This window comes from Streptomyces sp. CHD11, assembly GCF_018638295.1.
GTDB lineage: Bacteria > Actinomycetota > Actinomycetes > Streptomycetales > Streptomycetaceae > Streptomyces.
In genome coordinates, this window is the sequence record NZ_JABTTS010000013.1 from 20,225 (window position 1) to 45,066 (window position 24,842).

A 24,842-nucleotide genomic window follows, 5' to 3' on the forward strand; every position below is an offset into this window, starting at 1 on the left:
CGCGTGAGCGGCCAGGAAGGCAAGTCGGCTTCGCGGCACCGCGGTCTGGATGTTTCGCATCTATTCGTCGGCAGCTTCGTCTCCCTGCCCCTCGGGAGGCGCCGACCGTCGGTACTGGGGGTGGTCGAGGTCGAGCTGTTTGGCTGCGTGCAAGGGGACGGGGTAACGGGAGCGGTCGGACCAGGCGATGGTCTGGTGACACAAGCGCGCGGTCGTCCGTGCGAGCATCGTCCGGTCGACCCCTTCGGCCACACCGACTGGGTAGATCTCGGTCGCTGTGACGGCCCACCACGGAGCCTTGAGCTCATTCGTCTCCCGCGCCCCCTCCTCCCCGCCCTTGCCCGGGTCGGCATCCCAGCGAGTGATGGCCTTGCCCAGGTCTCCGCCCTTGGCTTGGTAGTTGCGCGGGATGTTGAACAGGATCCAAAAGGGGTTCCCGAAGTCCACGTCGGCGCGGTGCAGTTTGGCCGATGCGAACAGGATGGACTCTTTCTCAGTGTCCGGATCGCTCTCGCGAGGGACGGGAACGTACTGGGGCACTTCGTCCGCGGCGACGTTCATCCGGATGACCGCGCTCGGCTTCTTACGAGGTGCGTTCCTGGCTTTGCCCCACCCCGGCAGCCAGGTGCGTGGATCGGTGATGTCCTCTTCCTGGTAGCTCTGATTCTCGTTGTGCAGGCCCGTCCACATCCGTCGGCAGGCGTGCCCGTCGACCATGACGACATAGCCCATGTCGGGTTCCAGCTCGTCGCGTACGAGGCTGGAGAGTGCGTCTTCGACGTGTGCTGCTGCTTCCGCCCAGCGTTCCTTGTCCGTTTCGCCCTTGCCGTCGACGTGGAGTGCGTAGTCACTGGCGTGGAAGGCAGCGATTGCTTCCCGGTAGGGCACCCAGGCCCCGATTTGGGGCGTCCACGCTCGCATTGTCCAGGCATCGCCCTCCTCCGGCGGGAACAGGGCGGTGGCAACGATGATGCGTTTGGTGTGCTTGCCGTCGGCGGTCTTGGCCTGCCGGCGGGCGTGGATCCCGCAGTAGACGAGTTTCCCCGCCTCGTGGCCCTTCTTGTCCTTCGCGATGGCCCGCGCGAGGCGCTGGTCGATGATCCCGAGTGAGCGGTACAGATCGAGGAGCGCCATGTAAGCGGCGTGGTCTTTCCCCGGCTTCGGAGGACTGATCTCTGTTGCGGGGTTTCCGAACGTCCCCGGCTTCATTCCCGAGGTGAACTGGCAGACGAAGTCCTTCTTGGCCAGGAAGCGGCGGACCTGGAACTTCCCATCATAGCGCTCCTTGCGCAGCAGGAATGCGTTCCGTTTCTCTCCATCCTTCTTCTTCAGAGCCGGGATCTCGGTCTCGCACCACGCGCCGACCATGACCTGCGACTCGCTGTCGGCGAAGTCGTCTTCGAGGGATTTGAACTCCACGGTCCGGTTGATGTCGTCGCCGTGTGATAGGAAGCGCTCAGCCTGACGGAACACCACGCTGATGCCGGGAGTGAGGAAGACCTCCTCGCCTGGCCCCGGATCACCGATGGGTGGGCCGTCCGGGAAGGCAAGGGATAGTGCGTTGATCATGCGCAGGCGGGTGTTCCAGCGGTACCACAGGCATACGATCCGCAGGTGTTCGAAGCCCTGGGCCTTCACGGAAGCGGTGATTTCTTCGGGCGGGGGAAAGCCGATGGTGTGGAGAAGTTCGCCGGCTTCGATGCGGCTTGCACGCTCCTGCGGGGCCATCTTCTGTTTGTCCGTGGGGCGCGGCTCGAAGGTCATCGGTTCTACCGCGAAGTCGACCCAGGTGGGTTTCTCTCTCAGCACCTTGGAGACGTGCTCGGCCAGGAGCCGCAGATGCAGGGTGCCAGGTCCCGTGCCGACAGCGAAGTTGTCGTTCCTCGGCATGAGCGGGCGGATGACGCCGGCGTCAGGAGTAATGAATGAGGGGAATTCCCCCTCCTCGGCGGCCTTCTCCAACAGGGTCCGCTCTTCAGTGACACGCGTCTGCAGTGCTTGCAGGACGCTGATGTCCATCTCGTCACGTGCGAGCAGTTCCAGGGCGCGCTGGTTGACGGCTCGGACGCTGCAGTTGCGTACCAACTCGGTGTGCAGAATAGGAAGGCCGTCGCTGCCCTGGTAGATGTGCGTGGACTTCGCATAAACCATGTTGCTGTGCACGCGGGTGACATGGGCGTCCAGGAAGATGACCGGGTGGACGACATTGGGCTCGGTCTTCATGACCACCGATAGCCGGGACATCGCGTACTGCGCCTTGGTGGCCTCGTTGACCTCGGTTGCGTCGTCACGGAGGTTGTACTTGCGACCGAAGGGGTGATCCCAGGCGATGAGGCCGCCCCGGCTGTCGGGGAGGTATGTGACTTCCCTTTTGTTCGGATTGGCTTTCCAGCCGATCGTGCGGTTCTTGTAAACCTGTCCGCCGTCGGCGTCGAGCTTGGGAGAGCCGTCCTTCTCCTTCGCAGCGACCTTCTCAGTGATCGGGACGAGGTCGTAGATGGTGAACTTGTCCTGGGCGAGCTTCTTGGAGATCACCCATGGCACGGCCACGTACATCCAGTCGGGACACTTCGGCTGCCTGCCTGGCACCGGCTTAAGGAGCCGCGCCATGTCGAATTCCTGCTCGGGAGTCTTCGCGATGGCTTCGGCCACCGGCGGTACGTCGAGGAGGACGGCCTGGTCGGTGTTCAGCCCCTTGCTGTAGCCGACGACGCACCGGAAGACGTGGCGCAGGGTCTCGTCGTCAATCTTTTCCAACGAGACCAGGAAATTGAGGTACCGGTCGAGGTGGACGTACCCCCCGGTCTTGAATTTCAGGTAGGTCAGGGCGGTCGAGTACGGCAGGTTCCTCTTCTCGTCCGGATGCTGCTGGCTCTTCTGCTCGTCGTCTCCGTCGCCCTTCAGCTTCTCCCATTCATCCCGCACACTGCGCGGGAAAATCCGTACGTACACCTTCTGCCCTTGCACGAGTTCGGGGGTGCAGCGCAGGGTGAGGGTGTTCGGGAGGGTCTCGGTGGTGTCGCTCAACGCTGTGATCTCTTTCGGGAAGAAGTGCTGGGCTATGCGGAGAGGGCGAGGTCGACGCCTGCGTAGGTCAGGAAGGCGTTGACCGCTTCGCCGTACAGTTCGGCCATCTGCCGGCGTTCTTCCGGCAGCCACCGGGAGGCCATGCGTTCGATGATGCTGGCCAGGTCGGAGCTCCATGTCTCGTCGTGGAAGGCGTAGTCCACGAAGTGCAGTTCCATGTTGGTGCCGCCGCGTCGTGCTCGGCCGGCTAGCTGGATGAGGGACACCAGCATTCCGGCGACCATCTGTTCCTGGAGGACGAGGTCCATCGTCGACAACTGTGGGGAGGAGCGCAGGATGGTGCTCAGGTGGTTGCGTGATGCGGTGTGGGCCGCCTGTAGAGCCTGGACGGGATCCGATGTGCCGGACGCGGGGAACGAGTTGATGCCTGCTGCGTTGACGCTCCCGTACATCCAGGTGGGGTCGTCGATGATCAGCGGGGGCCTCACACAAAGGTAGATGGAGTGGATGGCTGAGCGGAGATTGACGACGATGTTGAGTCCTCTGGCGATGTTAGCCAGGGGGGCGATCAGGATGTCGCCGAATTGGGGGAATTCCTCGACCTCTTCGACGGTGATGCGGCGCACTAGTGAGGGGTCGGGGAGGTGGCGGACGTTGCTGAGGCGGTCTTCTTCCCGGACGAGGACGCACACCCGGTGGGAGAGCCCTTTCGCCTTGGCGATGCCGGTGGCGATGTGGCCGCATTGTTCGTAGCTGTTGGCGGTGAGGATCACGCGGGCGCGGGTGCGGGTCGATTCCGATTTGGCCAGGCGTGTGAGTTTCCTCGACAGCTTTGTCTCGTACAGACGTTCGCCAATTTCGCGCAGGGCTTCGGGTTTGTCGGAGGGGAACTGGCCGGCGATCGGGATACGTTCTCCGGCCTTGCGGTGGCCGTTACCGTAGGTGACGGCCGAGGACTCGACCAGGATGGATTCTTCCTGGGCGTCGGTCATCCACCACATCACGGGCGCGTGGACATGTTCCTTGACCGCCTGAGGGAAGTGGGCCGTGGCGGAGAGACCGAAGATGGGCCGCTCCACCCCGGCGGTGATCAGTGAGACGAGTCCGCCGAGTTCCGATACGTAGGTGTGCGGGTCGCCGGCCATGTGCTGCGTGGAAAGCTTGGCGTCCTTTTCTGGGTTCTTCATGCCGGTGACCCGGTAGCCGTTGATCGGCCTGCCGATTGTTCCGTGCGGCAGTACGTCGGCGATGCCGCCGGAGCGCATCGAGTCGATGATGCGGTTGGCGGTGAGCAGCCCAGAGTGACGCAGAGACTGGGCAGTGTCGCGCAGAACGGCGAGCGACACGTCCAGTTCGCTCATCAGCGTGCGGATGAGGAGGTGGTCGATGGCCCGGTTGCGTGCGCGGCCGTCGCTGATCATCGGCGCGAGGGCCTCGTGGAGCCTGAGTTTGAGCGCGTCGCGCTGGTTGATGCCGCGCGGCGACACGACGGCCCCGAGGACGCTGCTGACTCGTTCCCACTCGGGGTCCAAGAGCATGGGCGCGGGAGCCGTCTCGTCGTCTTCGCCGAGGTCGGGTGCCGGTACTAGGGCGTTGAGCCGGTGAATGGCCTCGGAGGGAAGCGGCTGGCCGTCGCTGACCTGGTATTCGGGGAACAGGAGGCTGATGAGTTCGCGGTCCTTGGAGCGTGGCAGGCGCCAGCCTTCGTAGTCGTATTCGTGCCGCAGCCGCGGGACTCGGGCGTCGTCGTGGTGGTTGAGGCGGAATGCCTTGGTGCACAGGCCGGTCAGCAGGGACTCGGCCATCAGCCGGACATGGCTGACCGGTTCGATGAGCTGGTCCTCGAAGCGCAGAGGAAGGTGCTTGGCCGCGGTGTCCAGGACCTGCGGTTCCGCGGTCCACGGGTGCCGGGAGTGCAAGTCGACCGTGGTGGCGCAGCGGTCGACGGCGACGGCCTGGAAGGCGTCGATCTCGTCGATGATGACGAAATCGCTGGCGCGGAGTACGAATTCGCGGACGGTGACGGACCGGACTGGGCGGCGGTCGATCTGGATGCCCACACGCATGGTGCCCTGGATGAAGTTGTGGTGGTTGGTGACGATCACCGTGGCGTCAGCGGCCTGGTAGGCGAGGGTGAACTTGCCGCAGGTCGGGATCCAGGGACAGGCCAGCATCTCTCCGCCACCGCGCAGGCTCAGGCAGTTCTCCTTACCGGGGCGGTAGCTACCCGCGGAGTCGAGCCAGTGCTGCTGTGCACACCCGTAGGCGAGGTGGTCGACGTCACGGCGGCCTCGCTTGCCCCATTCCCCGGGGGCGTCGGGGTCCTCCTTGACGAGGGCCGCGTGCTTGAGAGCCCGCTCGTGCCGCGAGGACGGCGACATCAGCGGAGCGCACGTCGCCAGGTGCTCGGTCTTGCCCGCCTCGTGCAGGATCTCGAGGTCGCGACTGATGTCCCAGACGGAGGCGAGCGTGGCCTTGACGTCGGGGACGAGCAGGGTGACGCGGTAGTCGTTGAGCGCGGCCCACGAGCCCAGGAGTCGAACCAGCACAGACTTACCGGTGCCGGTCGGTGCATGGAAAATCTGGGTCCGGCCAGCCAGCAGATCAAGCACGTCGACAGTGTCGGTGTCGCGTGCCTTCACCCGGTTGAGTAGACCCGTCAGCACCTTGTACAGCCAGGGGCCGGCCTCCGTGTCCTGGTACTGGGTGTCCAGGAGCTGTGCGATGTCCTTGAGTTCCTGGACGGTGACCCGGACGGTGCCGAGGCTGGGCCGGGTGGTGAGGGCGGGAAGCGTGTCATGGCCGAGGGGCTGGGTGAAGGCGGGGAAGCGGGGGATGGTCACGCGGCCGTGGACGATCTCGTTGCCGTCGGTGCGTTCGTTGGTCTCGTACGTCTGGCCTGGCGCTGCGAACTCGTGGGGCTTGCGTCTGCTGCTCGGCCGCCGGTAGGGCGTGAGAAGGCTCTTGGCGTAGCCGAGGTAGTCTCCTCCCAGCAGGGGGTAGGCCGCGGTGGCGGTGAGAGGATCGCCGGCCAGGGTGAACAGCTGGAGGGTGGTCTCCTCGTCCTCCTCGTCGGCACTGTCCATGGCACCCAGGAGGATCCGCGCGGCGGAGGCGAACCGCTTTTCGTCGGCGAGGTCGGGGTTGCTGAGCTTCATCACCTCGGCCACGAGCAGGCGTTCCTCACTGCCCAGCTCATTCCATCTCTCCCATACCTGGGGTTTGCAGCTGGCGAAGAACGCCGCGTGGCGGAAGGAGGCCAGCGGCTTGCCGTCGTCATCGTGCTGCGGGAAGTAGTGGGCGGCCAGGGCCAGCGCGGCGCGGACGAAGGCGTCCCTGATAGTCATCTGGCTCATGCCCACACCACCCCGGCGCTCTGGCAGACCATCTTGGCGAAGTCGGTCATGGTCGCGGCCTTCATTCCGTACTTGTGGCAGGTCACGGTCAGCAGGGGGATCTGGTCGGCGCGGTGGTCGGGAACGACGAGCCATTCGGCGCCGCCCTTGTCGCCCTCGTTGCGGTGCAGGCTCTCGGCCAGGACACGGCCGTGGGTGTAGTCCTTCACATCCACGGTGAAGACGTGGGTGCTCCCGTCAGGGCCCTTGACCTCGATGCGATGGTCGTAGGCATCGCTCATCGGCCAGAGCTTGACGGCCTCGTCCACATCAGCCAGTGCGGCGGCCAGCCGCTTCCGCAGAACGGTGTGCAGACGCAGCTCGTGCAGGCCGGGCACGCAGGTGTAGCGCCACACGCCGCGCTTGAGGGCCAGGTGTCCCTCAACCGGCTTCGCCTCCGGCACGGCACCGGTGGTGCCCAGCGCGAGCGCCGCCTCGTGCGGAGGCGGGGTGTCGGGGCTGTCCGGATGCAGCTGCGGCGCGTCTCCGGACGTGGGCCGGAACACGAAGCTGGCACCGGTATCGGCGTGACGGCCGTAGAGGCAGGCGACGCGGTAGTACTCGCGGCCCGCACTCATCCGCTTGCTGATCTTCATGGGCCACTTGCACACTGTGCAGGGGAACCACCAGGTGCGGTAGACGGCGTGGTAGGGGATCGGCTCGTAGAATCCGATCGCGTTGAGGGGCAGGCCGCGCTTATTCAGTTCGGCGGCCGTGCCGGCCGGGCATTCCACCAGCGTGGTGCGGTCCTTGACGTACTGGGCGTCACCGCGGCCCTTGAGGATCTCGTACATCTGATCCTGGTCGATCTCGTCCTGAAGCTGCTCCTCGGTGAACCGCATCCGGCCGATCCGCCGAAGCCGTTTCAAAATCCGGTGCAGCTGGGAGGTCTCCCACTGCAGATCGAAGGCGTTGCCGGTGACGCAGCCCTCGGCGTCGACAACGGGAAAGTCGAGATCGCCGAAGCCGGACCGGTCCAGCCACGGCGGGAGCAGGCCGTCGATGGGACCGCGCAGCCTTCGGCGGAACTCGCCGAACGACAGCGGCACTCCGGGGCCGTACGCGGCGAGCAAGTCCCCGTGGTACCGCATCAGCTTCTCGGCCCGGTCCCTCGGGCTCAGGTCCGGGGCGGTGATCGTCTGACAGGCTTTGATGAAGGTGAAGTTGATCAGGCGGAACGCCTCGAAATGCGAGAACGTCAGGCCGTCATCATCGACATGGGTCGTCACGGGAGACGACGGTAGAGCAAGGGTCTGACAATGCCCCCGGAACGGCCTCGGAGCGCCCTAAATGATCATTGTGCTGGAGACGTCGCAGCTGGGTACATCTCCGCATAGACGTGCAGGTAGGAGGCAATGTGCTGCTGCCCGAGACCGGTGGTGTGCCACCGGTACTCGAGGACGTGCGTATCACCCGGCGCCATCCGGGGACGCAGTTCGATGAAGCCTCTGCTGGGATGCGCCTGGCGCTTCGGTCGATAACCGACAGCCAAGTAGAAAAGGGACTTACCTGTCAGCTCGCTCTCGTGGAGACCCTCCGGGCCAGCCGCAGCAACACGCAGTAGAACGCCCCACAACCATTCAGACAGCAGATGCGCGGGAGGCGCCGACTCCGAGGGCTCTCCCAGCCCAGCGCGGGCACAGGCACGGCCGCGGCGCGTAATCTCCACCAGGGTCCGGTCTACCTCACCGACCCCCGGAACCTCCACGCGGTCCTTGGTCACTTTGATCAGTCCCAGCCGCACCAGGGAGTGGAGAGTGGCCCCAGCCCCTTGATTATGGACGCCAGCGCGCCGCAGGCGCTGCTGAAGGCGCGTGTGGCCGACTACTTCGGTGGGTGCGTCGAGAGCGAACGGCAACTTCCGCCACTGCTTGGCCGGCGGAACCCCGACCTGGTTCTGCCGGCGCATCCACATCTCCGTTTCAGTCATCTGGTCATCGCGCAGGATTTCACCTAGATAAACCCGCTGCCGTTCATTCAGCCCCTCCCAACCCTCGACCGCTGACGTCGGCGGACCGTGCCGCTCCCGCTCGGGCAGGTGCGGGGGCTCATTAGCCGGGCGCGTACGCATCCAGGCGTCCATCACCATCCGGACCGGCACCTCGTATACGGCGGCAAGCTGCTGCACGAGCCGGCCCGTGTGTCCCGGCTTCCTCCAATTCCAACCGGACACCTGGCGGCCCCGCTCCAGGCAGCGGACTTTGTGCGCGTCCACGAACAGATCACGGCCTACGGCAGTCGCGCGAAGGCGGGTGGCGACCTCCTCCGCGGTGAGACCAGCGGCATACCGGAGGTCAACCAGCGTCTCGGACCCGCTGGGCGTACCCGTGAGGTCGGCGGTGGCGCAGCCCAGAGCATCGGCGAGCCGCCGCACGTTCCTGGCTTCAGGCACGTACCTGCCCTCCTCCCAGTACGCGACCACGCGGTACGTGACCCCCACGAGATCAGCAAGCTCCTGCGGAGTAAGCCCAGCCTGCTCGCGTAGGGCCCTGATCTTGGTGTGCTCAACGGCTAGCAGATGCCTCGGCATACTCGTATAGAACCTCAGTGAAGACTTCATGGCAACTGATCAGCGCCGGGCGGCTGTCAGCGTGGAGATGAGTTCAAGCGAGTGCGGGATCGTGCCTGGAGCCCAGAGACCGTCATGATCGTGTCCCGAGATGGAGTTGTTGGTGGTGAGGGCGTAGACAGTGCCGCCAGGGAGCGCATCGGGACCGAGTCATGCACCTGCCGGGCGGGCGATCGAAGAGGTGACCTGTCGACCAGAGGGGCGGGCGCGCCAGACATCACATAAGGGGGCGGTCGCCGGACGGGTCCGCGCCGTCGGAGGGCCAGGTCCGCGGCGTCGCTGTGGCGCCCTCTCCGTCAGTCCCTCGGAGCGTCGCCCGCTGGGCACGTTTCGTGGTCCTGGGGAGGGATATCGTTGGCGGGTCGTCCGCACGGGGATGCGACTACCCGCGCATGTCCAGTCGGCGGCATGTCCGCTGGATGCGCGCCCGGCATCCCTTACTAGGCGGGCTGATAAGAACACCACGACCTTCGGGTCGCCGCCCTGTGACGAGCAAGGACACCCCCGACTGATGGCAGTAACGCAGCAGCAGATCGAAAACCGGTTGTGGGACGCCGCCGATGAGCTGCGCGTGGCGATGCCCGAAGCGCAGTACGCGTCGGTCGTCTTCCCGCTGATGTTTTGGAAGTACCTGTCGGACACCTGGGAGCACTATCACCAGGAGTTCCTGGCCGAGAACGACCTGGACAGCCTCTCCGCGGCGGAAGCCCGCGAAATCGAGTACCGCGACTACCAGTCGTTCGAGATTCCGTTCATCTACCCGGGCACCGTTGCCGAGCGGCGCGCCTCCTGGTCGTCCATCCTCACCACCATCACCCAGCCTGGCCTTGGCCAGCGGGTCCGCGCCTCCTTGCAGGCCATCGAGACAGCCAACCCTGGCAAGTTCTCCCGCATCTTCGGGTCCATGGCCTGGACCTCCGAAGAGGTGCTGGCGGGGGACGTGCTGGCGGCGGTTATGCGGGCGATGGACCGCACCCCGAAGATGCACGAGGGCAACATGTCCCACGACGTGCTCGGCGGAGCGTACGAGTACCTGCTGAAGCGGTTCTCCGACGGGTCCGGCACTCGCGCCGGCCAGTTCTTCACCCCGCGCGAGGTCGTCGAGCTGCTTGTCGAGATTTTGGACCCCCAGAACTTCGAGTCGGTGTACGACCCGACTTGCGGATCCGGCGGCATGCTCATCGCCGCCGCGAACCTCCTGAAGGCCCATGGCAGGCGTGGCTACACGCTCAAGCTGTACGGGCAGGAAGCCGTACCGGACACCGCAGGTGTGGCCCGCATGAACCTCTTCATGCACAATCTCACCCAGTTCCAGGTCGAGGTCGGCGACACCCTGAAGGACCCGCGTTTCAAGAAGCCGGACGGGTCCGTCGCGCAGTTCGATGTGATCGTCGCCAACCCGCCCTACAGTCTGAAGTGGAAGCCCTGGACCAATGACCCGCGCGCCCTCGGCGGAGTCGCCCCACAGTCGTCGGCGGACTGGGCGTTCGTGCAGCACATGATCGCCAGCATGGACCAGAAGAACGGGCGCGCCGGCGTTGTCTTGCCCCACGGCGTCCTCTTCCGGGGCGGCCAGGAAGCAGCCATCCGTCAGCGCGTCCTGGACGATGACCTGCTCGAAGCGGTCATCGGTCTGCCAGCCAACCTCTTCTACTCGACCTCCATCCCCACGGCGATCCTGGTGTTCCGTGGAGTCGGCACCAAGGCCGACGAGCGCCAGAAGGGGGTGCTGTTCATCGATGCCTCCAAGCGGTTCGCCAAGGGCAAGAACCGCAATGTCCTGACCAAGGCGGATATTGCCGACGTCGTGACCGCCTACCACTCGAACTACGATTTCGACGGCAACCTGGTGGATCCTGACGGCGACGGACTCGCGGCGCGGTTGGTCCCGGCCACGGAGATCGCGGCGAACGGGTACGACCTCAACGTCGGCCGCTACATCAAGCAGGCCGCTGCAGAACAGGAGGATCTCGGCACCCTCATCGACGCCTACAACATCGCCAGAGCCGAACGGCAGAAGACTGAGGCTCGCATGCTCGCTGCCCTTGCTGATGCCGGGATCGAGGGCTTCGATGAGTGAGTGGAAGAAGGTGCGTTTGGGCGAGGTTGCTGAATCATTTCGCGTGCGAGTTGATCCTTCGGATCTCGGGGACGCCAAGGTCGTGCATTTCAGCATCCCTGCTTTCGACGTCAGGATGACTCCGACTGTCGAGCCAGCGAGTGGCATCCACAGCCACAAGTTCCGCGTCGATGAAGACAGCGTTCTTGTTTCAATGTTGAATCCGAGAATTCCTCGTGTGTGGTTCGCTGCGGGAGCTGAGAACGCCCTAGCCTCAACTGAATTCGCCGTGCTTCGCCCGAAAGATCCTCGGACGAGCCTTGCCTTCCTCTATTGCCTTTGCCGGTCTAGCAGCTTCACTTCGATGCTCGATGAGAGATCGACCGGCACCACAGGCAGCCGAAAGAGATCGAAGGCGGCGGATGCGTTGGCATATACCTTCTTCTTGCCTCCACTGCGGGTGCAAGAGCGGATCGTCGAGGTCATCGGGACAGTCGACGACCAGATTGTCGCACTGGACGCGGAGACGGAAGCGCTAAAGGGTATGTACCGGGCGGCGACATCTCTGCTCTGGTGCACTCCTGCGGGCGAAGAGGCGGATTCCCGACTCCTCAGCGACGTGATGCGCCTCGATGTCCTGCGGGTCCCGATGGAAGCTGGAACGACCTACCACCTTGCTGGAGTGCTTAATGCCGGTAAGGGACTTGTGGATAAGGATGCGTTCGACGGGGTGGACACCGAGTACACCGCAATGAATGTCCTTCGGGAGAACCAGGTGGTGATGCGGAAGCTGACTGCTTGGGAGGGGCCGATCACGGTGGTTCCGGCAGGGTTCGACGGCTTCGTGGCGAGCAACGAGTTCCCGACCTTCACCCTTGCCAGTGACATCGCTCCGGGATGGATGAAGCACGTATGCCGCACGCCCAGGCTGTGGGCCGAGATGCAGAGCCGCGTCGTCGGGACCGTGCAGCGCCGTAAGCGGCTCAACCCCGACCAGCTTCTGTCGGTGGCGCTTCCCGTCCCCTCCCGACCTGAGCAAGAGCAGGTGGCGGAGGCACTCGATGCGATCGAGGAGCAGATCGCTGCGATCCACGCGGAGGCCGCCCGTCTTCGTGAAGTCCGGGCACGGCTGCTGTCGGGGTTGCTGGACCGCACCATCGACATCGAGTCCGCCGAGCTGGGGGTCTGAGCCGTGGCGAAGGGCATTCGGGAGCGTGAGTTCCAGAACCTGATGATCCAGTGGTCCCTCCCGATGGGGTGGGGCTTTACGGCGGGCAGGTCGTTGCCGCGTGCGACGACGCAGACGGTGGTAGCCGGCCAACTGCGGGACGCCATCGTCCGGCTCAACCCTGAGGTGATCGACGGGTTCGACGTGGACGTAGTGGTCGAGGAGATCGTCGCCACGGTCAACGCCGTCGAGGGCGGCCTGGTGCGGGCTAATGAGCAGGTGCTGCGCCTGCTGCGCGGGCGTAAGGAGTTCCGGGACGCCGACGGCTTGTGGCACGCCCTTCGCCTGATCGACTTCGAGCGCCCGAGCGCCAACACGCTGGTCGTGTCGGACGAGGTGGCCATCACCGTCCCCGGCAAGACTTCCCGTCGGTTCGACCTCGTGTACTGGGTCAACGGCCTGCCCTTGGTCGTGGTCGAGGTGAAGTCCCCGACCTCGAAGTCCGGGTGGGTTGACGCCGCCCGCGAGATCAACGACGTGTACGCCACCGAGTACCCGTGGTTCTTCACCCCCAACGTCTTCGCCGTCTCCTCCGACGGGCTGAAGCTGCGGTTCGGTGCCGCTGGCGCACCCACGAACCTGTGGCAGCCGTTCCGGTCCACCGCCGACGACGAAAACCTGTCCGGGCAGGCCGACGTGCAGCGCTCCGTCGAGCTGCTGATGAACCCGGCCACGATCCTGGACATGCTCGCCAACTTCGCCCTCTTCGACACCTCCGGGGGTGGGGTGGACAAGAAGTACCTGCCCCGCTACCCGCAGATGGAGGCCGCGCACCTGATCCACGAGCGGGTGCTGGAGGGTGGGTCGAAGGGCCTGATATGGCACCACCAGGGGTCCGGGAAGACGCTGCTGATGGTGTTCGCCGCCTCGCTGCTGCTGACCGACACCCGCACTGAGTCGCCCACGATCATCCTGCTCTCGGACAGGACCCAGCTCGTCCGGCAGACCTCTGGGGTGTTCACCTCCGCGATGGGGGACGCCTACTTCCACCAGCCCGCCACCAGCGCGGAGCTGCGGGCGCTGCTGGCCGACGACGTGCGCGGCGTCATCTCCACGACCGTCCACAAGTTTGCCGACGCCGGCAAGAACCTGTCGACCCGCGACAACATCATCGTGCTGGTCGACGAGGCACACCGCACCCAGTCCGCCCGGGAGAAGTCCCTGGCCGGGCAGATGCGCGCAGCGTTGCCGCACGCGAAGTTCTTCGGCATGACCGGCACCCCAGTCCGCAATCTCGCCACCGACACCTTCGCCCTCTTCGGCGAAGAGAGCGACCCGGGCAGGGTGCTGCATCGGTACTCGGTGTCCCGGTCCCTGCTGGACGAGGCCACCGTCCCGGTCATGCTGGACCCGCACCCGGTCTCCTTCGAGATGAACGACCAGGCGTTGCAGGCCGAGTTCGACCAGTTCGCCGACGACTTCGACCTCGACGACCCCGACCGCGAAACCCTGTCCCGCAAGTTCGGGCGCCTCACCAGTGTGTTCACCAACCCCAACCGCATCCACGCGGTCTGCCAACACATCGTGGACCACTACTTGGCCGGCGCCTACCGCAACGGCCTCAAGGCCCAGGTCGTCGCCTACAACCGTGAGCTGGCCGTGGCATACACGGACAAGATCAACGAGCTGCTGGTCGGTTTCGAGGCGTCCCGGGTGCTCGCCGCGGTCGGGAAACATGACCGGATCACCGCCGAGGTGAACATCTCCGTCTCGGACTCCAAAGACGAAGACCCTGCCATGCGGAAGTTCCGGCTCTCGGAGGCCGAGGAGGAGGAGCAGAAGCGGCGCTTCCTCACCCCGGACGACCCACTATGCTTCCTGGTGGTGACCGCGAAGCTCATGACCGGGTTCGACGCCCCCAACGAGGGTGTGCTCTACCTGGACAAGCCGCTGAAGGCCCACACCTTGTTCCAGACAATCACCCGCCCGAACCGCACCTGGATCTCCCCGACCGGGTTTGTGAAGACCACCGGCGTAGTCGTGGACTACATTGGCCTGGCCGAAGAGGTCCAGCGGGCCGTCACTGACCCCACTTCGGGAAAGGCCGACAAGGGCGGAGGGTTCGTCACCGACCTGTCCGAGCTGGTCGCCGAGTTCCGCACAGTCTTCGCCCGCATCGAAGACCTCTTCGTGGACGTGGACGGCCTGGACCTCACAGTTCACGGATATGAGTCCGTGCGATCCATCAACGTCTTCCTGGACGCCAACCCGGGCGCCGCTGAGGTGTTCTCCAAGGACTACCGGCTCCTGGCCCGCCTGTATCCGCTCATCAGCACCGACAAGCGGGTTGCCAAGTACCGGGACGGTTTCGGGCTGTTCGGGTCCGTGTACACGACCCTGTTTAAGAAGTCGCCCGACGAGGAGAGGAAGGAACGGCTGGCCGAGCTGGGGCCGATGGTCCTGGAAATTATCAACGCCCACGTCCACTCCTTCTCTGTGGTCGCCTCTCAGGAGGAAGCCCTCGTCCTAGACGCCCAGGGCATCGCTGTACTCAAGGAACTGCTGGCCCTCGTCCGCCCCAAGCCCGACAAGGACGCCAGCGAGGACGAGACGCCGCCGTCCGCGGCGGAGATCCTGGATCGCATCAAGGCCGCCCTCGACAAGGGCGTCGAACCAGGCTCCGTGAAGTACACCGCCCTCGCGGAGCGCATCAAGCAGCTGCGGGACCGGATCATCCAGAACGCCCAGGACGCCCTGGGATTTCTGTCCGAAGCACTCCGGGTCGCCCGTGCCATTGTGGACGCCGAGAAGCACCCCGACGAAGCCGTTATCGTGCTGGACGATGACCACGTGGGCGTCCTGTCGCGGATCATTCACGATCACGCACCGGTCGGCCTCACCGTTACGGAAAGGAACCTAGCTGAGGAGATCGATCAGGTGGTCACCCAAACTCTCGCCCGGTCCTGGGACAACGCGGACGCTCGCAACCGGGGTGTTCGCCGCGCCACCGCCATGGTCTTCCGCCGGTACATGGTGAAGCCGGTGGGGGAGCCGTATGATTCCACTGTCGCCTACATCGAAGCCCACTACCTGGTTGATTGACGAGCCTACGGAGGCTCAGCACCGTATGGCCCTTTCCGGGCGTCGTAGTGAAGGGCGCCTGCATCCCGCAAGCGTGGAACACGCGCTGCTATTTAGAGCGCTTGGAAGGCACGTGCTCTATCCGCTGAGCTACGGGGGCTGACCTGCGTAAACGCAGCCTCCGAGCGCTGCCCCCCAAGTCGCGGGGGACACATGGGGGAATCGCGGATTCCCGGTGACCGGGGGACGCGAGCGCTCCCCGATCGGACCGTACGTAGGGTCTCACATTATCTTCACGCCCCGAAGTCTCTCGCGGAAACAATTCCGTACCTCGTCGGCGTTGGTGATCTCCGAGCCGAGGAGGGGAAGGTGTCGGGCCTGAAACTGTTCCGCACGGACACGACGAATAGCGGCATGACGGAGGTCATGCCGCGTCTTGCTGAGGTCGAGGCCGATGTGCAGGGCCTTGTCGAGGCGCACATGGAGACGCTGCTGGGCGTCCGGTTCCTGGTGAGCGAGTACAGCACGGGGCCCGTCCACGGGGGCCGGATCGACTCCCTGGGGCTGGACGAGAACGGATCGCCGGTCATCGTGGAGTACAAGCGCGGTACGGACGCCGGCGTCATCAACCAGGGTCTGTTCTATCTCTCGTGGCTGATGGACCACCGGGCGGAGTTCGAGCGCCTGGTCCGCGACCGGCTCGGGGTGACGGCCGCGTCCCAGGTCTCGTGGAGCAGCCCGCGCTTGATCTGCATCGCCGGCGACTTCACCCGCTACGACATGCATGCCGTGCGCGAGCACCGGCGGTCGATCGACCTGGTTCGCTACCGACTCTTCGGCAGGGACTTGCTCGGGCTTGAGACCGTGGCCTCCGTGAGTAGCGGCATGCAGGTGGCCCGCCTGGCACGGCGCGGGGCGGTCGCCCGGGCGGCGGCTGATGTCCAGGGTGCGGCGATGCGCAAGTTGGCGGGTGCGGTCGACGAGGTCTTGCTCGGGCTCGGGGACGGCGTGAACCGGGTGGAGCGCAAGACCTACCGGGCGTATCAGCGGCTGCGGAACTTCGCCTGCCTGTGCCCGCCGCAGCGCAGCAAGCTGCTGGTCTACCTGAAGGTCGACCCAAAGGATGTCGACCTTGTTCCGGGCTTCACTCGGGACGTGTCCGGTCTCGGTCACCACGGGACGGGTGATCTGGAGGTGCAGCTGCGTACGCCGAGGGACCTGGAGCGGGCCCAGGAGCTGTTCCGGGCAAGCTACGCGGCGGCGTGATCGCCTGCCGCTGCCGGCCTCGTGGCGCGCGCTGCGCTACGTGTCGTGTCTGTGGTCGTGGAGGAGCCTCTCGACGTGCGGGCAGGGCGTGGCGGTGGACTATCTATGGTGCACGGGATCGCCGGTTTGGCCAACCGGCGATCCCGCGCTATGTTGCCCCGCTCGTGCGGGCCGATGATCAGCGTGAACGGCTGGCGGGTCGGCGGGCCTTGGCCGCCGGAGCCGCCGACACGCTGGTCGCTAGGCAGGTCATGTGTTCATGGCCCGGCTGCGTCTGGCGCGTGCCGGTCTCGTGGGCGAGAGTTTCGGAGAGGTCGGCCAGCAGCGTACTCGGGGTGTGCGGAGACGCGGTGATGGCCCAGGTGGGGCGATTCGAGTCGGGCCCGGCCCAGATGGTCCAGGTGGCCAGGTTCTGACTCGCGTGTTGTGCGGCGAAGGCGTCGAACTGGACGCCCGCGTCCCCGCCGGGGGAGGTCCAGCGGATCCATCGCCCGTTCACGGTGTGCTTCCATCCGGCGTCGGAGAGCGGCTGGGTGGCTGCGGTGACCGTCTTCTCGTCCACCGAGGCGCTGATGACCGTGTCCCAGCCGTCGCCATCGGCGAGGTGGATGAACAGATTCTGCAGCACTGGTGCAGGGGTGGCGCCGGTCGCGGTGAGGTGCCACATGCGGTCGGAGACGGGTGTCTCGTAGGCGGCCACGGTCCAGGCGGTCTCGCGGGCGGGGGTTTCGTGGACGCGTTCGATGCGCAGGGTCTGTGATTCGTGGATGGCGTGGGTCGTTTCATCGGACCAGGTACGCCACTTTTCGAACTCGCCGTGCGCGTCGAGGAAGCTGTCGAGGAGCGCGTCGTGGTCACCGGCATCGGCCAGGTAGACGGGGACGGCCTCCGGCTCCGGGCGGGACGGTTCGGACTTGGCTGTGGTGACGTCGAAGACGGAACGCGCTGCGATGGCGGCGCGTTCGGTGTCGGTCAAGGGCGCCGGTCCGGGGCGCATCTCGGCCGCGTGAACCTTCTCGAAGGCCACCAGTGCCTCCGCGGGTGAGTCGAAGGTGTCGGCGACCTGACGCAGATGATCCTCGCCGTGCAGGTAGACGGACTTGCCGCCCCGGTGGAGGTATGTGCCGACCGCGACGGTGGTGTGGCCGTCGTGGGCGTGGGCGTGAATCAGGAGGTGGCCGTTGCGGATGTCGTCGTGGATCTTCTGCGCCTGGTTGGAGACCTCGCGGATTTCGCTGCGGGTGAGCCAGGGCATCGGGTAGTTCGCCCAGGTCCATTCCTCGTCGATGGCCTCCTGGAGCCGTGGGGTGATTTCGACGGTGATGCCTTCGGCGGTCAGGTGCTGGGCTGCGTCGGCGGCCCAGTAGGGCTCCTCGTGATCGATGCGAGCCAGGACCAGGACGCCTGTGGCGGCGGCACTCCAGCCGGCAGCCTCCAGAGCCATGAAGGCGACGCGGGCCTGTGTGCCGGTCAGGACGGCCTGCACGGCGCTCGGGTGAGTGGGGTGGGTGTCGAGGCGGACATGGGCGTCGATGGTGGGAGTCACGTGGGGGTCTCATCTGTTCTGCCGGTGGCCGGGCCTTCGGGTCCGGCCACCGGCGTACTCGGGAGTTATCGGGTTGCTCGTGGGGAGCGGGCGGCGGGTGCGGCCGTGGTCGGCGGGTCGGCGCGGATGGCAGGCGCCGGTCGCCGCTGCTGGGGCGGGGTGGCTCCGGTGGCGTTCTGCCAGCGGGAGCGGACGGCGGCGATGTCAGCGAGGGCGCGGCGGGCGCCGACGACGAGCTGGAAGGGGGTGTTCGCCGGGTCGCCGACGTACGCCTCGATGCGCCGGCCGGTGTGCTCGGCTGTGGCCAGGAGGGAACGCTGCAGGGCGCGTTCGCCCCAGTGCCCGACGGATCCGGCCGGTTCGGCCAGCATGCGCAGGACCTCGCCTGGTTCACTGCCGCCGTCCAGCAGACCGCGCTGCTGGGCTTCCCACAGGACCGTGACGGGGTCGATGGGCTCGTTGCGGCGGGCGAGGGTGGTCAGGCACTGCCACAGGCCGGCGTGCAGCGGCAGGGTGAGGTCGTCGGGGATGAGCCACCGGACGGAATCGATGTCGTCAGGGCGGGCGGTGGCGGTGGCGAGCAGCAGTTGCTCCTCCTCGACCGCCTCGATGTGGTCAGGGGCGGCGGCGGGCGGTGCCGGGGTGCGGGGGAGGACGCCGGAGCGCGGGGGAAAGCGGTTCGCGATGTCGTCCACGACCGCGGCGAGCGCGTCGACTTCGGCGAGCACCGTCTGGACGGGGAGCGGGAGGCTGGCGTCGTGGACGGTGTGGACGAGGCGTTCGGCGGCCGTCAGCAGGCGGCGGCGGGCGTGCTCGGCCTCGACCATCCGGGCGTAGGCGGGGGCGTGGCTGGGCCAGGGACAGACCTGGACGAGGGTGTGCAGGTAGGTGACGGTCAGACCGCGCGCCTGCTCCCGCCCCGCGGTGAGCACGCGGTCGAGCCACTTGGTGTTCTTCGCGTGCTCGGCGGGGTCGGGCCGCGGCAAGGTGCTGATCGCGGCGTACAGGGCGGCGTGCGCGGCGGTGGAGAAGGAGTCGGCGGTGATGCCGTTCACGTCGTCCAGGCGGTGCGGGTCGAGGAGGAGGGCCCCCAGGAGGGCCTGCTCGACGTGGAACACCGGCTGGGGCGGTGGGACGGCGTCGAGGTCGTCTTCATCGGGTTCAGGTGCGTGAGGCATCAGGCGGCGAGAGTGAAGCCGTCGGGGTCGAGGGTGACACCGAGGTGCGGGGCGAGGAGGTGGCCGGCGAGCAGCGGGGGCACGGCGTTGCCGATCTGGGAGAACTGCTGACCCTTGTTCCCGGCCCAGGGGTAGTCGGCGGGGAAGGTCTGCAGAAGGCCCGCCTCGCGGGCGGTGATCCGGATCGGCTCGGGAACGGCCGGCGCATCACCTTCTTCGGCTGGCGGTGTGGCGGGTTCGGCGACCCAGGTGGACTCGTTGGCGCGGTGCCCGAAGAACAGCGTGCCAGCCGGCTCCTGGATGGACCGGACGGTGGCGTTGGCCTGGTTGTTGCTGCGCAGGGACCAGGACCAGCGGTGGGCCTCGGCGGTGAACGTGGGCGCCGGAGCGTCGGCCGCACGGTTGTCTCGGGTGCCGTGCCGGGCCGCCCATCCGGCGCCTTCGCGGCGGGACTGCAGGACCACTCCGTCCGGCCGGGGCATCCAGGTGCCGCGCTCCCTGGCGTCGGACAGCGTCTTGCGGGAGCCCGATGGGAACGGTTCGGGCCCGCCGCCGGGCCCACCTCCTGCGCAGACGGTGGGGACGGGCCGGTCGGTCGAGCCCCATCCCAGAGCTTCGGCCATGCTGACCCAGCGGGCACGGCCCGGACCGAACAGCGATTCCGGCTCGGCGAGCTGGGCGTGCGTGGGCGTGGGCGGCTGCGCCGTACGGACGCGGGAGGCCAGCAGGATCGCTCGCTTCCTGGTCTGTGGGACGCCGAAGTCAGCGGCGTTGAGGATCCCGCACCAGACGGAAAACCCCCACCCTCGCAGGACGGCCGCGTACTGCTTCCACAACGGCAGCACATCCGGTACTTCCTCCATGGCTACCCAGTCGGGCTCACCGACCGTGTTCAGCGCGTACAGGTAGCGCATCGGCTCGGCAGCGAGCAGGGAGCGCTCGTCACGACAGGCGGCGAGGAGGCGTTCGCGGGTATCGCGCCCGGCGGCCAGATCCTCGACCGCCGCGTGCACCTGTGGCTGGTCGAGAAGGCCAAGACGCTTGCCGGCCATGCTCCACGCCTGACACGGCGGCGAAGCGATCACACCGCGGGTGCGGCCGACGAACGGCCAGGTCGGATACCTCGCCACGTCGCACCGGATGGTCAACTGATCTGTCGCTGCGCGGGTCTTGCACGCCCACGGGTCCCATTCCAGCCCGACATCGCGCACGCCCAGGACCTGCAGCGCCCTGCTCCAGCCGCCCGGCCCCGCGAAGAGGTCGAGGATCACGTGGCCAGCCCGAAGTCGTCCCGCGTCAACGCGTCGGCGTCGCCGCGGCACGCCCAGGGCGAGCAGCCGTCCTCGACCCCCTTCTCCAGGACGTCGGCCTCGTCCGCGCTGATCTGCAGGGCGGCCCGCTCGGCGGCGGTGACGTGGTCGATCGGCGCCTGGCTCAGCGGGACGCGGGAGCGGTGCAGGAAAGCCTCGCCGAGCAGGCGGCTGCCCGAGGCGTTGGCACGGGCATTGCCCTGCCGGATGGCCGCGTCGAATTCGACGACGTCCGCCCACTCGGACGGAGAGGTGTCCCTGATATGCCGCCACTGCGCATTCCCGTGGAACGGGCACCCCAGGCAACTCGACTTCGGCGTATTGGCGAGACCAAGAGAGGTCAGGTAACGCACGCAGTCGGTCCTGCTCCAGGACATGTCCAGAAGAGGATGCCGGTTGCGCATGTACTTGACGTCCGCATCCTTCGCGCGGTGAAATTCATCCGTGGAAATTCCTACCCACTGCTCGACGAAAACGCTCTTCGGGATGCGGGCCGGATAGGGGTAGCCGAGTAGTTCGCGAACCTTCTGCTTGATCGGCTTAACCTTATATTCCCCGGTGCACTGCCGTCGGGTCATTCCAGGCCGCCCGTCCTGATTGAGGATGTGGAGAGGCATGGATGCGAACCGGTGGTCCGGGTTCAGCGCGTCGTCGCGGATATTTCCGGCCGACACGCGGAGTACGGGTATCCCGGCGGGTGCGGCTATCTCTTCTTCCAGGCGGTCAAGGTGCGCATAAACCGCTTCGGGCTCCCATCCGGTGTCGGCGAAAATCGCGTAGTCGACCCTGGGGAGAATACCCTCGGCTGACAGGGCGAGAAGCGTGCTGGACTGAACTCCCGCGCCGAGGGAGAGGGCGCGGAATCGGGGCTGATTTGAAATGGTCTGTCCTGGGTGTAAGGGAAAAGGGAGGGCGCGCTCGCATCGCGGCTGTCGCGTCAGCGGCAGGGGGATTCCGGCCGGTCGCGGGATACGGCGTCGCAGAGGGCGAGGATGCGGTCGAGGAGGCCGACGGCCGACTCGATGAACTGCTGCGGTGCAGGCCCGATCAGGACGACCCGGCATGATGTGGCGTGGGTCTGGCGGCGTTGGTTCTCCACGGCGCGGGCCAGGGCAGCGGTCAGTTCGGCGTCGGCCCGTGCGATCAGGTCGAGCTGATGGCGCTCGGCGCGGGCCGGATGCAGTCCGGCGGGAACGAACACGCCGAGCGTGCATCGGGGTTGGGCGAGGAGGGTTGAGGGGAGTCGGTGGTGGCCAGGAGGGGCCTTTCTCGGGGGGCGGGCTGTCGCGGCAGGTCAGCGGTGGCGGGTGGCCGGTGAAGGCGGGGAGGCCACGTCGAACAGGAGGCTCTCGGGCTGTGTCGTCATACGCGGCGCCGGGCAGCGGGCGCGGGCGGCGCGGAGGGCGCTTTCTGCGGGCTGGGCCCTTGGGCCTCGGCGATGAGCTGGCGGTCCTCAGTACGTGCCGAGAATGAGGCGAGGCGGCGGGAGAGCCCTCGCGCCACGGCGCGGTAGGTGGTGGCCGCTCGCTGCATTTCCACACCGGCACGGCGGAGTTGATCACGGCTGGTCGCGGGGGTGGAGTCGGCGTCCTCGTACAGCAGGATCTCGGTGCGGTGATGGATGGCGAGGTTGCACAGTGTGGCGGCGAGTGAGATCTGGGAGCAGGCGCCGGCGAGGTGCGCCAGGTTGTCGGCCCCGTCTTTCATCGCGGGGTACTGGCTGACCGACAGGTCGTGAACCTGCCGAGTGCACTGCATCGCCAGCTCGTGCACCCGCAGGCTGAGGGGCGCGATCTCTCGGACGGGCTTGGCGATCTCGCCCTCCCCGATGCGTGCCGCCTCCGCGGACAGTTCCTCCAGGGCGGGGGCTACCTCGCCGAGAAGGCGAGTGTGTTCGGTCAAGTCGACGGTGTGCAGGACAACTCCGGGAGGATGCGGGCGGTACGGGGCAAGGTGAAGATGGTTGGTCCGTTGATGTGCAGGAACGGAGCCGGTCAGAGGGCTTCCCACAGCAGGCGGGTGACGTGGTCGTTGCCGTGGCCGGTTCGTGGGCGAGACGGGGTGTGCCAGCCGGCGCGGGGCGGCCGGCTGGCGATGACGCGCCACCCGGCGCCGCGCAGTGATGCGCCGCTCTCGCCGTCCTGCGTGTAGGTGACCAGTCGCCGGTAGCCGAGGGCTTTCGCCGCCCGCCACGCGGCGCCGTAGAGCAGTGAGTTGGCGTTGCGGGCGCCGTCGGTGGCGGTCCGGGTGACTTCGAGGGTGGCGCCGTCGTCCAGGTGACGGGCCACCGGCCGGCCGACGATGGCCACGGCGCGCAGCGTGCCGGTCTCGTCGGCGGCGCCGACCGCGAAGATCTGTCCTGCGGGCGGCGGATGGTGACGGTGCCAGGCGCGCACGAAGTCCTTTGCCTCACGGGAGCGGACCGGCACCAGGTACAGCGAGGCGTCGTTCACGCGGCTTTCCCGAAGTCGGACTGGGGCGGCGCGTGCTTTGCGACGGCGCGCGCGGTGATCGCCTTCGACGCGCGGGCGGACGCCGCGGACAACTCCTCCGCTCCAGGCTCCCGGTACCACGGCCGCAGGTCGAGCATCGCGGCCCGCATGCCGGTGGCGAAGCACAGCGCAGTGCCCTTGGGCAGGGCGCGGATCGCGTCGGCGGGCAGGATCCGCTCCTGGCGCATGCTGACCGAGGTCGACTTCCCGGACTCCGAGTGTGAGGTGGACGTGGTCTCGACGTCGTGGTCGCCGATCAAGCGGCTGAGCTTGTCGGCGAAGTCGGGGTCGTCGATGCCGGAGCCGATGACCTTGACGGTCGAGGCGGACCACATGGCGTCCATGCCGGCGTCTCCCCAGACCTTCTGGCCCTGGCGGTAGGACTGGAGGATGGTGATCGGGATGATTCCGCGGCTGCCGAGGTGGGAGTACAGGTCCGGCAGGTCGCTGATCTTGCACACGTTGGCGGCCTCGTCGAGGATCGCCAGCATGGGCGGGTCCAGGCGTCCGCCGGCGCGTTCGGCCTGGGCGGTGGCCGCGCGCATGACGGAGTCCGCGCACGCGGCGATCAGTGCCGAGGCCCCGCCTCCGCCGTCCTTGCTCAGCAGGAACAGTGTGTCGGTGGAGGTGACGAACTCCGAGGGGCGGAACTCGGGAACGTCCTTCTGCGGGGTGACCCAGGCGGCGATCTCGTTGTTCAGCAGGGCGGCGGCGTACTGGCGGGCGGTCTCGTAGATGCCGTCGCGCGTCTCCGGGGGGCCCTCGACGGTGCCCTTGAGCTGTGCTGCGACAGCGGCGAAGTCATGGTCGCGGAGGATGTCGAGCGGGGTGCGGTCGGCGGGGAAGGCGAGCCACTGCATGATGTCGGTGATGGGCCGCTCGTCGAGCGCTGCGGCCAGCAGCAGTTGGGACAGGATGTTGCTGCCGGCCTTGGACCAGAAGTCGCCCTGCTGGGAGGCGTCCACCGAGGCAGCGAGGAAGTGTCCGGCGAGCCGGTTCGCCCCGTCCAGGGTTTTTGCGCTGGCGAGGGGGTTCCACCACATCTCGCGTGCGGCGTGCGCGATCTGCTGGGGGTCCATCGTCCACACCTGCCCGACGCGGGAGCGGGCCTCGTTTGTGGCGGTGAATGCGTCGCCTGCGGCCTTGTTCGAGGTCAGGAGGACGGGGCCGGGCGCGGCGAGCATCGAGGGGATGGCGAGCGAGGTGGTCTTGCCTGAGCGGGGCGCCATGATGGCGACGGCCACATCTTCGTAGCCCATGCGCACCTCGTGCCGGGTGTTCTGCAGGTTGCCCAGGAGGATGCCGGTGTCGCGGGCTTCGATGTGCTTGGCGTCTTTCAGGCTCGGACGCAGCGAGCGGGCCTTGTCGGTGATCGCCTTGGCCATCAAGGGCTCGATGTCCCTGGCCTTGGCCATGCCGGTGATCTTCTTCCGGCCTCCCCCGCGGTTCTTGTGCCGGAGCCACAGGGCGACCGCCGTCACCCCGAGAGCCAGGAGGAGCAGAACGGGAACGATGCGTGCCCCGATGAGCAGGGCGTTCTCCCCGGCCTCGGGCCAAACCTGCTCGGGGCGAAGCAAGGCGTTGGTCGGCTGATAGGGGGCCCAACTGTCTCCGGTGAGGGAGGCAGTGAGGTTGCCGCACAGCCAGGCCAGGTGGGACAGGGGGACGACGATGGCGAGCACGCCGAGCAGGAGGCGCAGGACGAGGTCGTATCCGTCGGTGTTGCTGCTGGAGGAGGAAGAGGGCAAGGG

General features: G+C 66.9%; 16 protein-coding genes. 4 read left to right on the forward strand and 12 right to left on the reverse strand.

What is annotated here, in order from left to right:
- Positions 1-60: 60 nt before the first annotated feature.
- The 4 genes from HTV45_RS16000 to HTV45_RS16015 form a co-directional block, all read right to left on the reverse strand.
- On the reverse strand, positions 61-3,027 hold the full coding sequence (locus HTV45_RS16000; RefSeq protein WP_215206453.1) for an RNaseH domain-containing protein: 2,967 nt from the start codon (positions 3,025-3,027) through the stop codon (positions 61-63).
- A 32-nt stretch (positions 3,028-3,059) separates the two neighbouring features.
- Positions 3,060-6,383, reverse strand: coding sequence for a hypothetical protein (locus HTV45_RS16005; protein ID WP_215206454.1), 3,324 nt, complete (start codon positions 6,381-6,383; stop codon positions 3,060-3,062).
- Entirely contained in the window at positions 6,380-7,651 is a 1,272-nt protein-coding gene (locus tag HTV45_RS35030) for a hypothetical protein (RefSeq protein WP_215206455.1), read from the reverse strand. Before HTV45_RS35030 ends, HTV45_RS16005 begins: the two co-directional genes overlap by 4 nt.
- A 65-nt stretch (positions 7,652-7,716) precedes the next feature.
- Entirely contained in the window at positions 7,717-8,982 is a 1,266-nt protein-coding gene (locus tag HTV45_RS16015) for a helix-turn-helix transcriptional regulator (RefSeq protein ID WP_308309666.1), read from the reverse strand.
- 520 nt (positions 8,983-9,502) lie between these two features.
- Here HTV45_RS16015 and HTV45_RS16020 point away from each other — a divergent pair.
- The 4 genes from HTV45_RS16020 to HTV45_RS16035 all read left to right on the forward strand — a co-directional run bounded on the left by HTV45_RS16020 (position 9,503) and on the right by HTV45_RS16035 (position 16,565).
- Entirely contained in the window at positions 9,503-11,071 is a 1,569-nt protein-coding gene (locus HTV45_RS16020; protein ID WP_215206457.1) for a type I restriction-modification system subunit M, read from the forward strand.
- A complete protein-coding gene (locus HTV45_RS16025) occupies positions 11,064-12,239 on the forward strand; it encodes a restriction endonuclease subunit S (protein ID WP_215206458.1) in 1,176 nt (391 codons plus the stop codon). The genes HTV45_RS16020 and HTV45_RS16025 overlap by 8 nt, the downstream gene beginning before the upstream one ends.
- A gap of 3 nt (positions 12,240-12,242) precedes the next feature.
- Positions 12,243-15,320 (forward strand): type I restriction endonuclease subunit R, encoded by a 3,078-nt coding sequence (locus tag HTV45_RS16030; RefSeq protein ID WP_215206459.1) that lies wholly within the window; start codon positions 12,243-12,245, stop codon positions 15,318-15,320.
- Between the two features lie 348 nt (positions 15,321-15,668).
- Positions 15,669-16,565, forward strand: coding sequence for a DUF5655 domain-containing protein (locus tag HTV45_RS16035; protein ID WP_215206460.1), 897 nt, complete (start codon positions 15,669-15,671; stop codon positions 16,563-16,565).
- A 178-nt stretch (positions 16,566-16,743) separates the two neighbouring features.
- Here the strand turns inward: HTV45_RS16035 and HTV45_RS35035 are convergent, their stop codons facing one another.
- The 8 genes from HTV45_RS35035 to HTV45_RS16075 form a co-directional block, all read right to left on the reverse strand.
- Positions 16,744-18,111 carry a DUF317 domain-containing protein gene (locus HTV45_RS35035; protein WP_215206461.1) on the reverse strand — a complete coding sequence of 456 codons (1,368 nt, stop codon included), beginning with the start codon at positions 18,109-18,111 and terminating at the stop codon, positions 16,744-16,746.
- A 65-nt stretch (positions 18,112-18,176) separates the two neighbouring features.
- Positions 18,177-19,289 (reverse strand): DnaB-like helicase N-terminal domain-containing protein, encoded by a 1,113-nt coding sequence (locus tag HTV45_RS16045; RefSeq protein WP_215206462.1) that lies wholly within the window; start codon positions 19,287-19,289, stop codon positions 18,177-18,179.
- Entirely contained in the window at positions 19,289-20,560 is a 1,272-nt protein-coding gene (locus tag HTV45_RS16050) for a DNA cytosine methyltransferase (protein WP_215206463.1), read from the reverse strand. The genes HTV45_RS16045 and HTV45_RS16050 overlap by 1 nt, the downstream gene beginning before the upstream one ends.
- A complete protein-coding gene (locus tag HTV45_RS16055) occupies positions 20,557-21,480 on the reverse strand; it encodes a hypothetical protein (RefSeq protein ID WP_308309686.1) in 924 nt (307 codons plus the stop codon). The genes HTV45_RS16050 and HTV45_RS16055 overlap by 4 nt, the downstream gene beginning before the upstream one ends.
- 56 nt (positions 21,481-21,536) lie before the next feature.
- On the reverse strand, positions 21,537-21,800 hold the full coding sequence (locus HTV45_RS16060) for a hypothetical protein (RefSeq protein ID WP_215206464.1): 264 nt from the start codon (positions 21,798-21,800) through the stop codon (positions 21,537-21,539).
- A gap of 161 nt (positions 21,801-21,961) precedes the next feature.
- Positions 21,962-22,501, reverse strand: coding sequence for a hypothetical protein (locus HTV45_RS16065; RefSeq protein ID WP_215206465.1), 540 nt, complete (start codon positions 22,499-22,501; stop codon positions 21,962-21,964).
- Between the two features lie 92 nt (positions 22,502-22,593).
- A complete protein-coding gene (locus HTV45_RS16070; RefSeq protein ID WP_215206466.1) occupies positions 22,594-23,052 on the reverse strand; it encodes an XF1762 family protein in 459 nt (152 codons plus the stop codon).
- Entirely contained in the window at positions 23,049-24,839 is a 1,791-nt protein-coding gene (locus HTV45_RS16075; RefSeq protein ID WP_215206467.1) for a type IV secretory system conjugative DNA transfer family protein, read from the reverse strand. The genes HTV45_RS16070 and HTV45_RS16075 overlap by 4 nt, the downstream gene beginning before the upstream one ends.
- Positions 24,840-24,842: the final 3 nt, after the last annotated feature.

Bases quoted from the DNA above. Each gene is read 5' to 3' on its own strand.
- HTV45_RS16005 (WP_215206454.1), bottom strand. From the start codon at position 6,383: ATGAGCCAGATGACTATCAGGGACGCCTTCGTCCGCGCCGCGCTGGCC.
- HTV45_RS16015 (WP_308309666.1), bottom strand. From the start codon at position 8,982: ATGAAGTCTTCACTGAGGTTCTATACGAGTATGCCGAGGCATCTGCTA.
- HTV45_RS16020 (WP_215206457.1), top strand. From the start codon at position 9,503: ATGGCAGTAACGCAGCAGCAGATCGAAAACCGGTTGTGGGACGCCGCC.
- HTV45_RS16025 (WP_215206458.1), top strand. From the start codon at position 11,064: ATGAGTGAGTGGAAGAAGGTGCGTTTGGGCGAGGTTGCTGAATCATTT.
- HTV45_RS16045 (WP_215206462.1), bottom strand. From the start codon at position 19,289: ATGCCTCACGCACCTGAACCCGATGAAGACGACCTCGACGCCGTCCCA.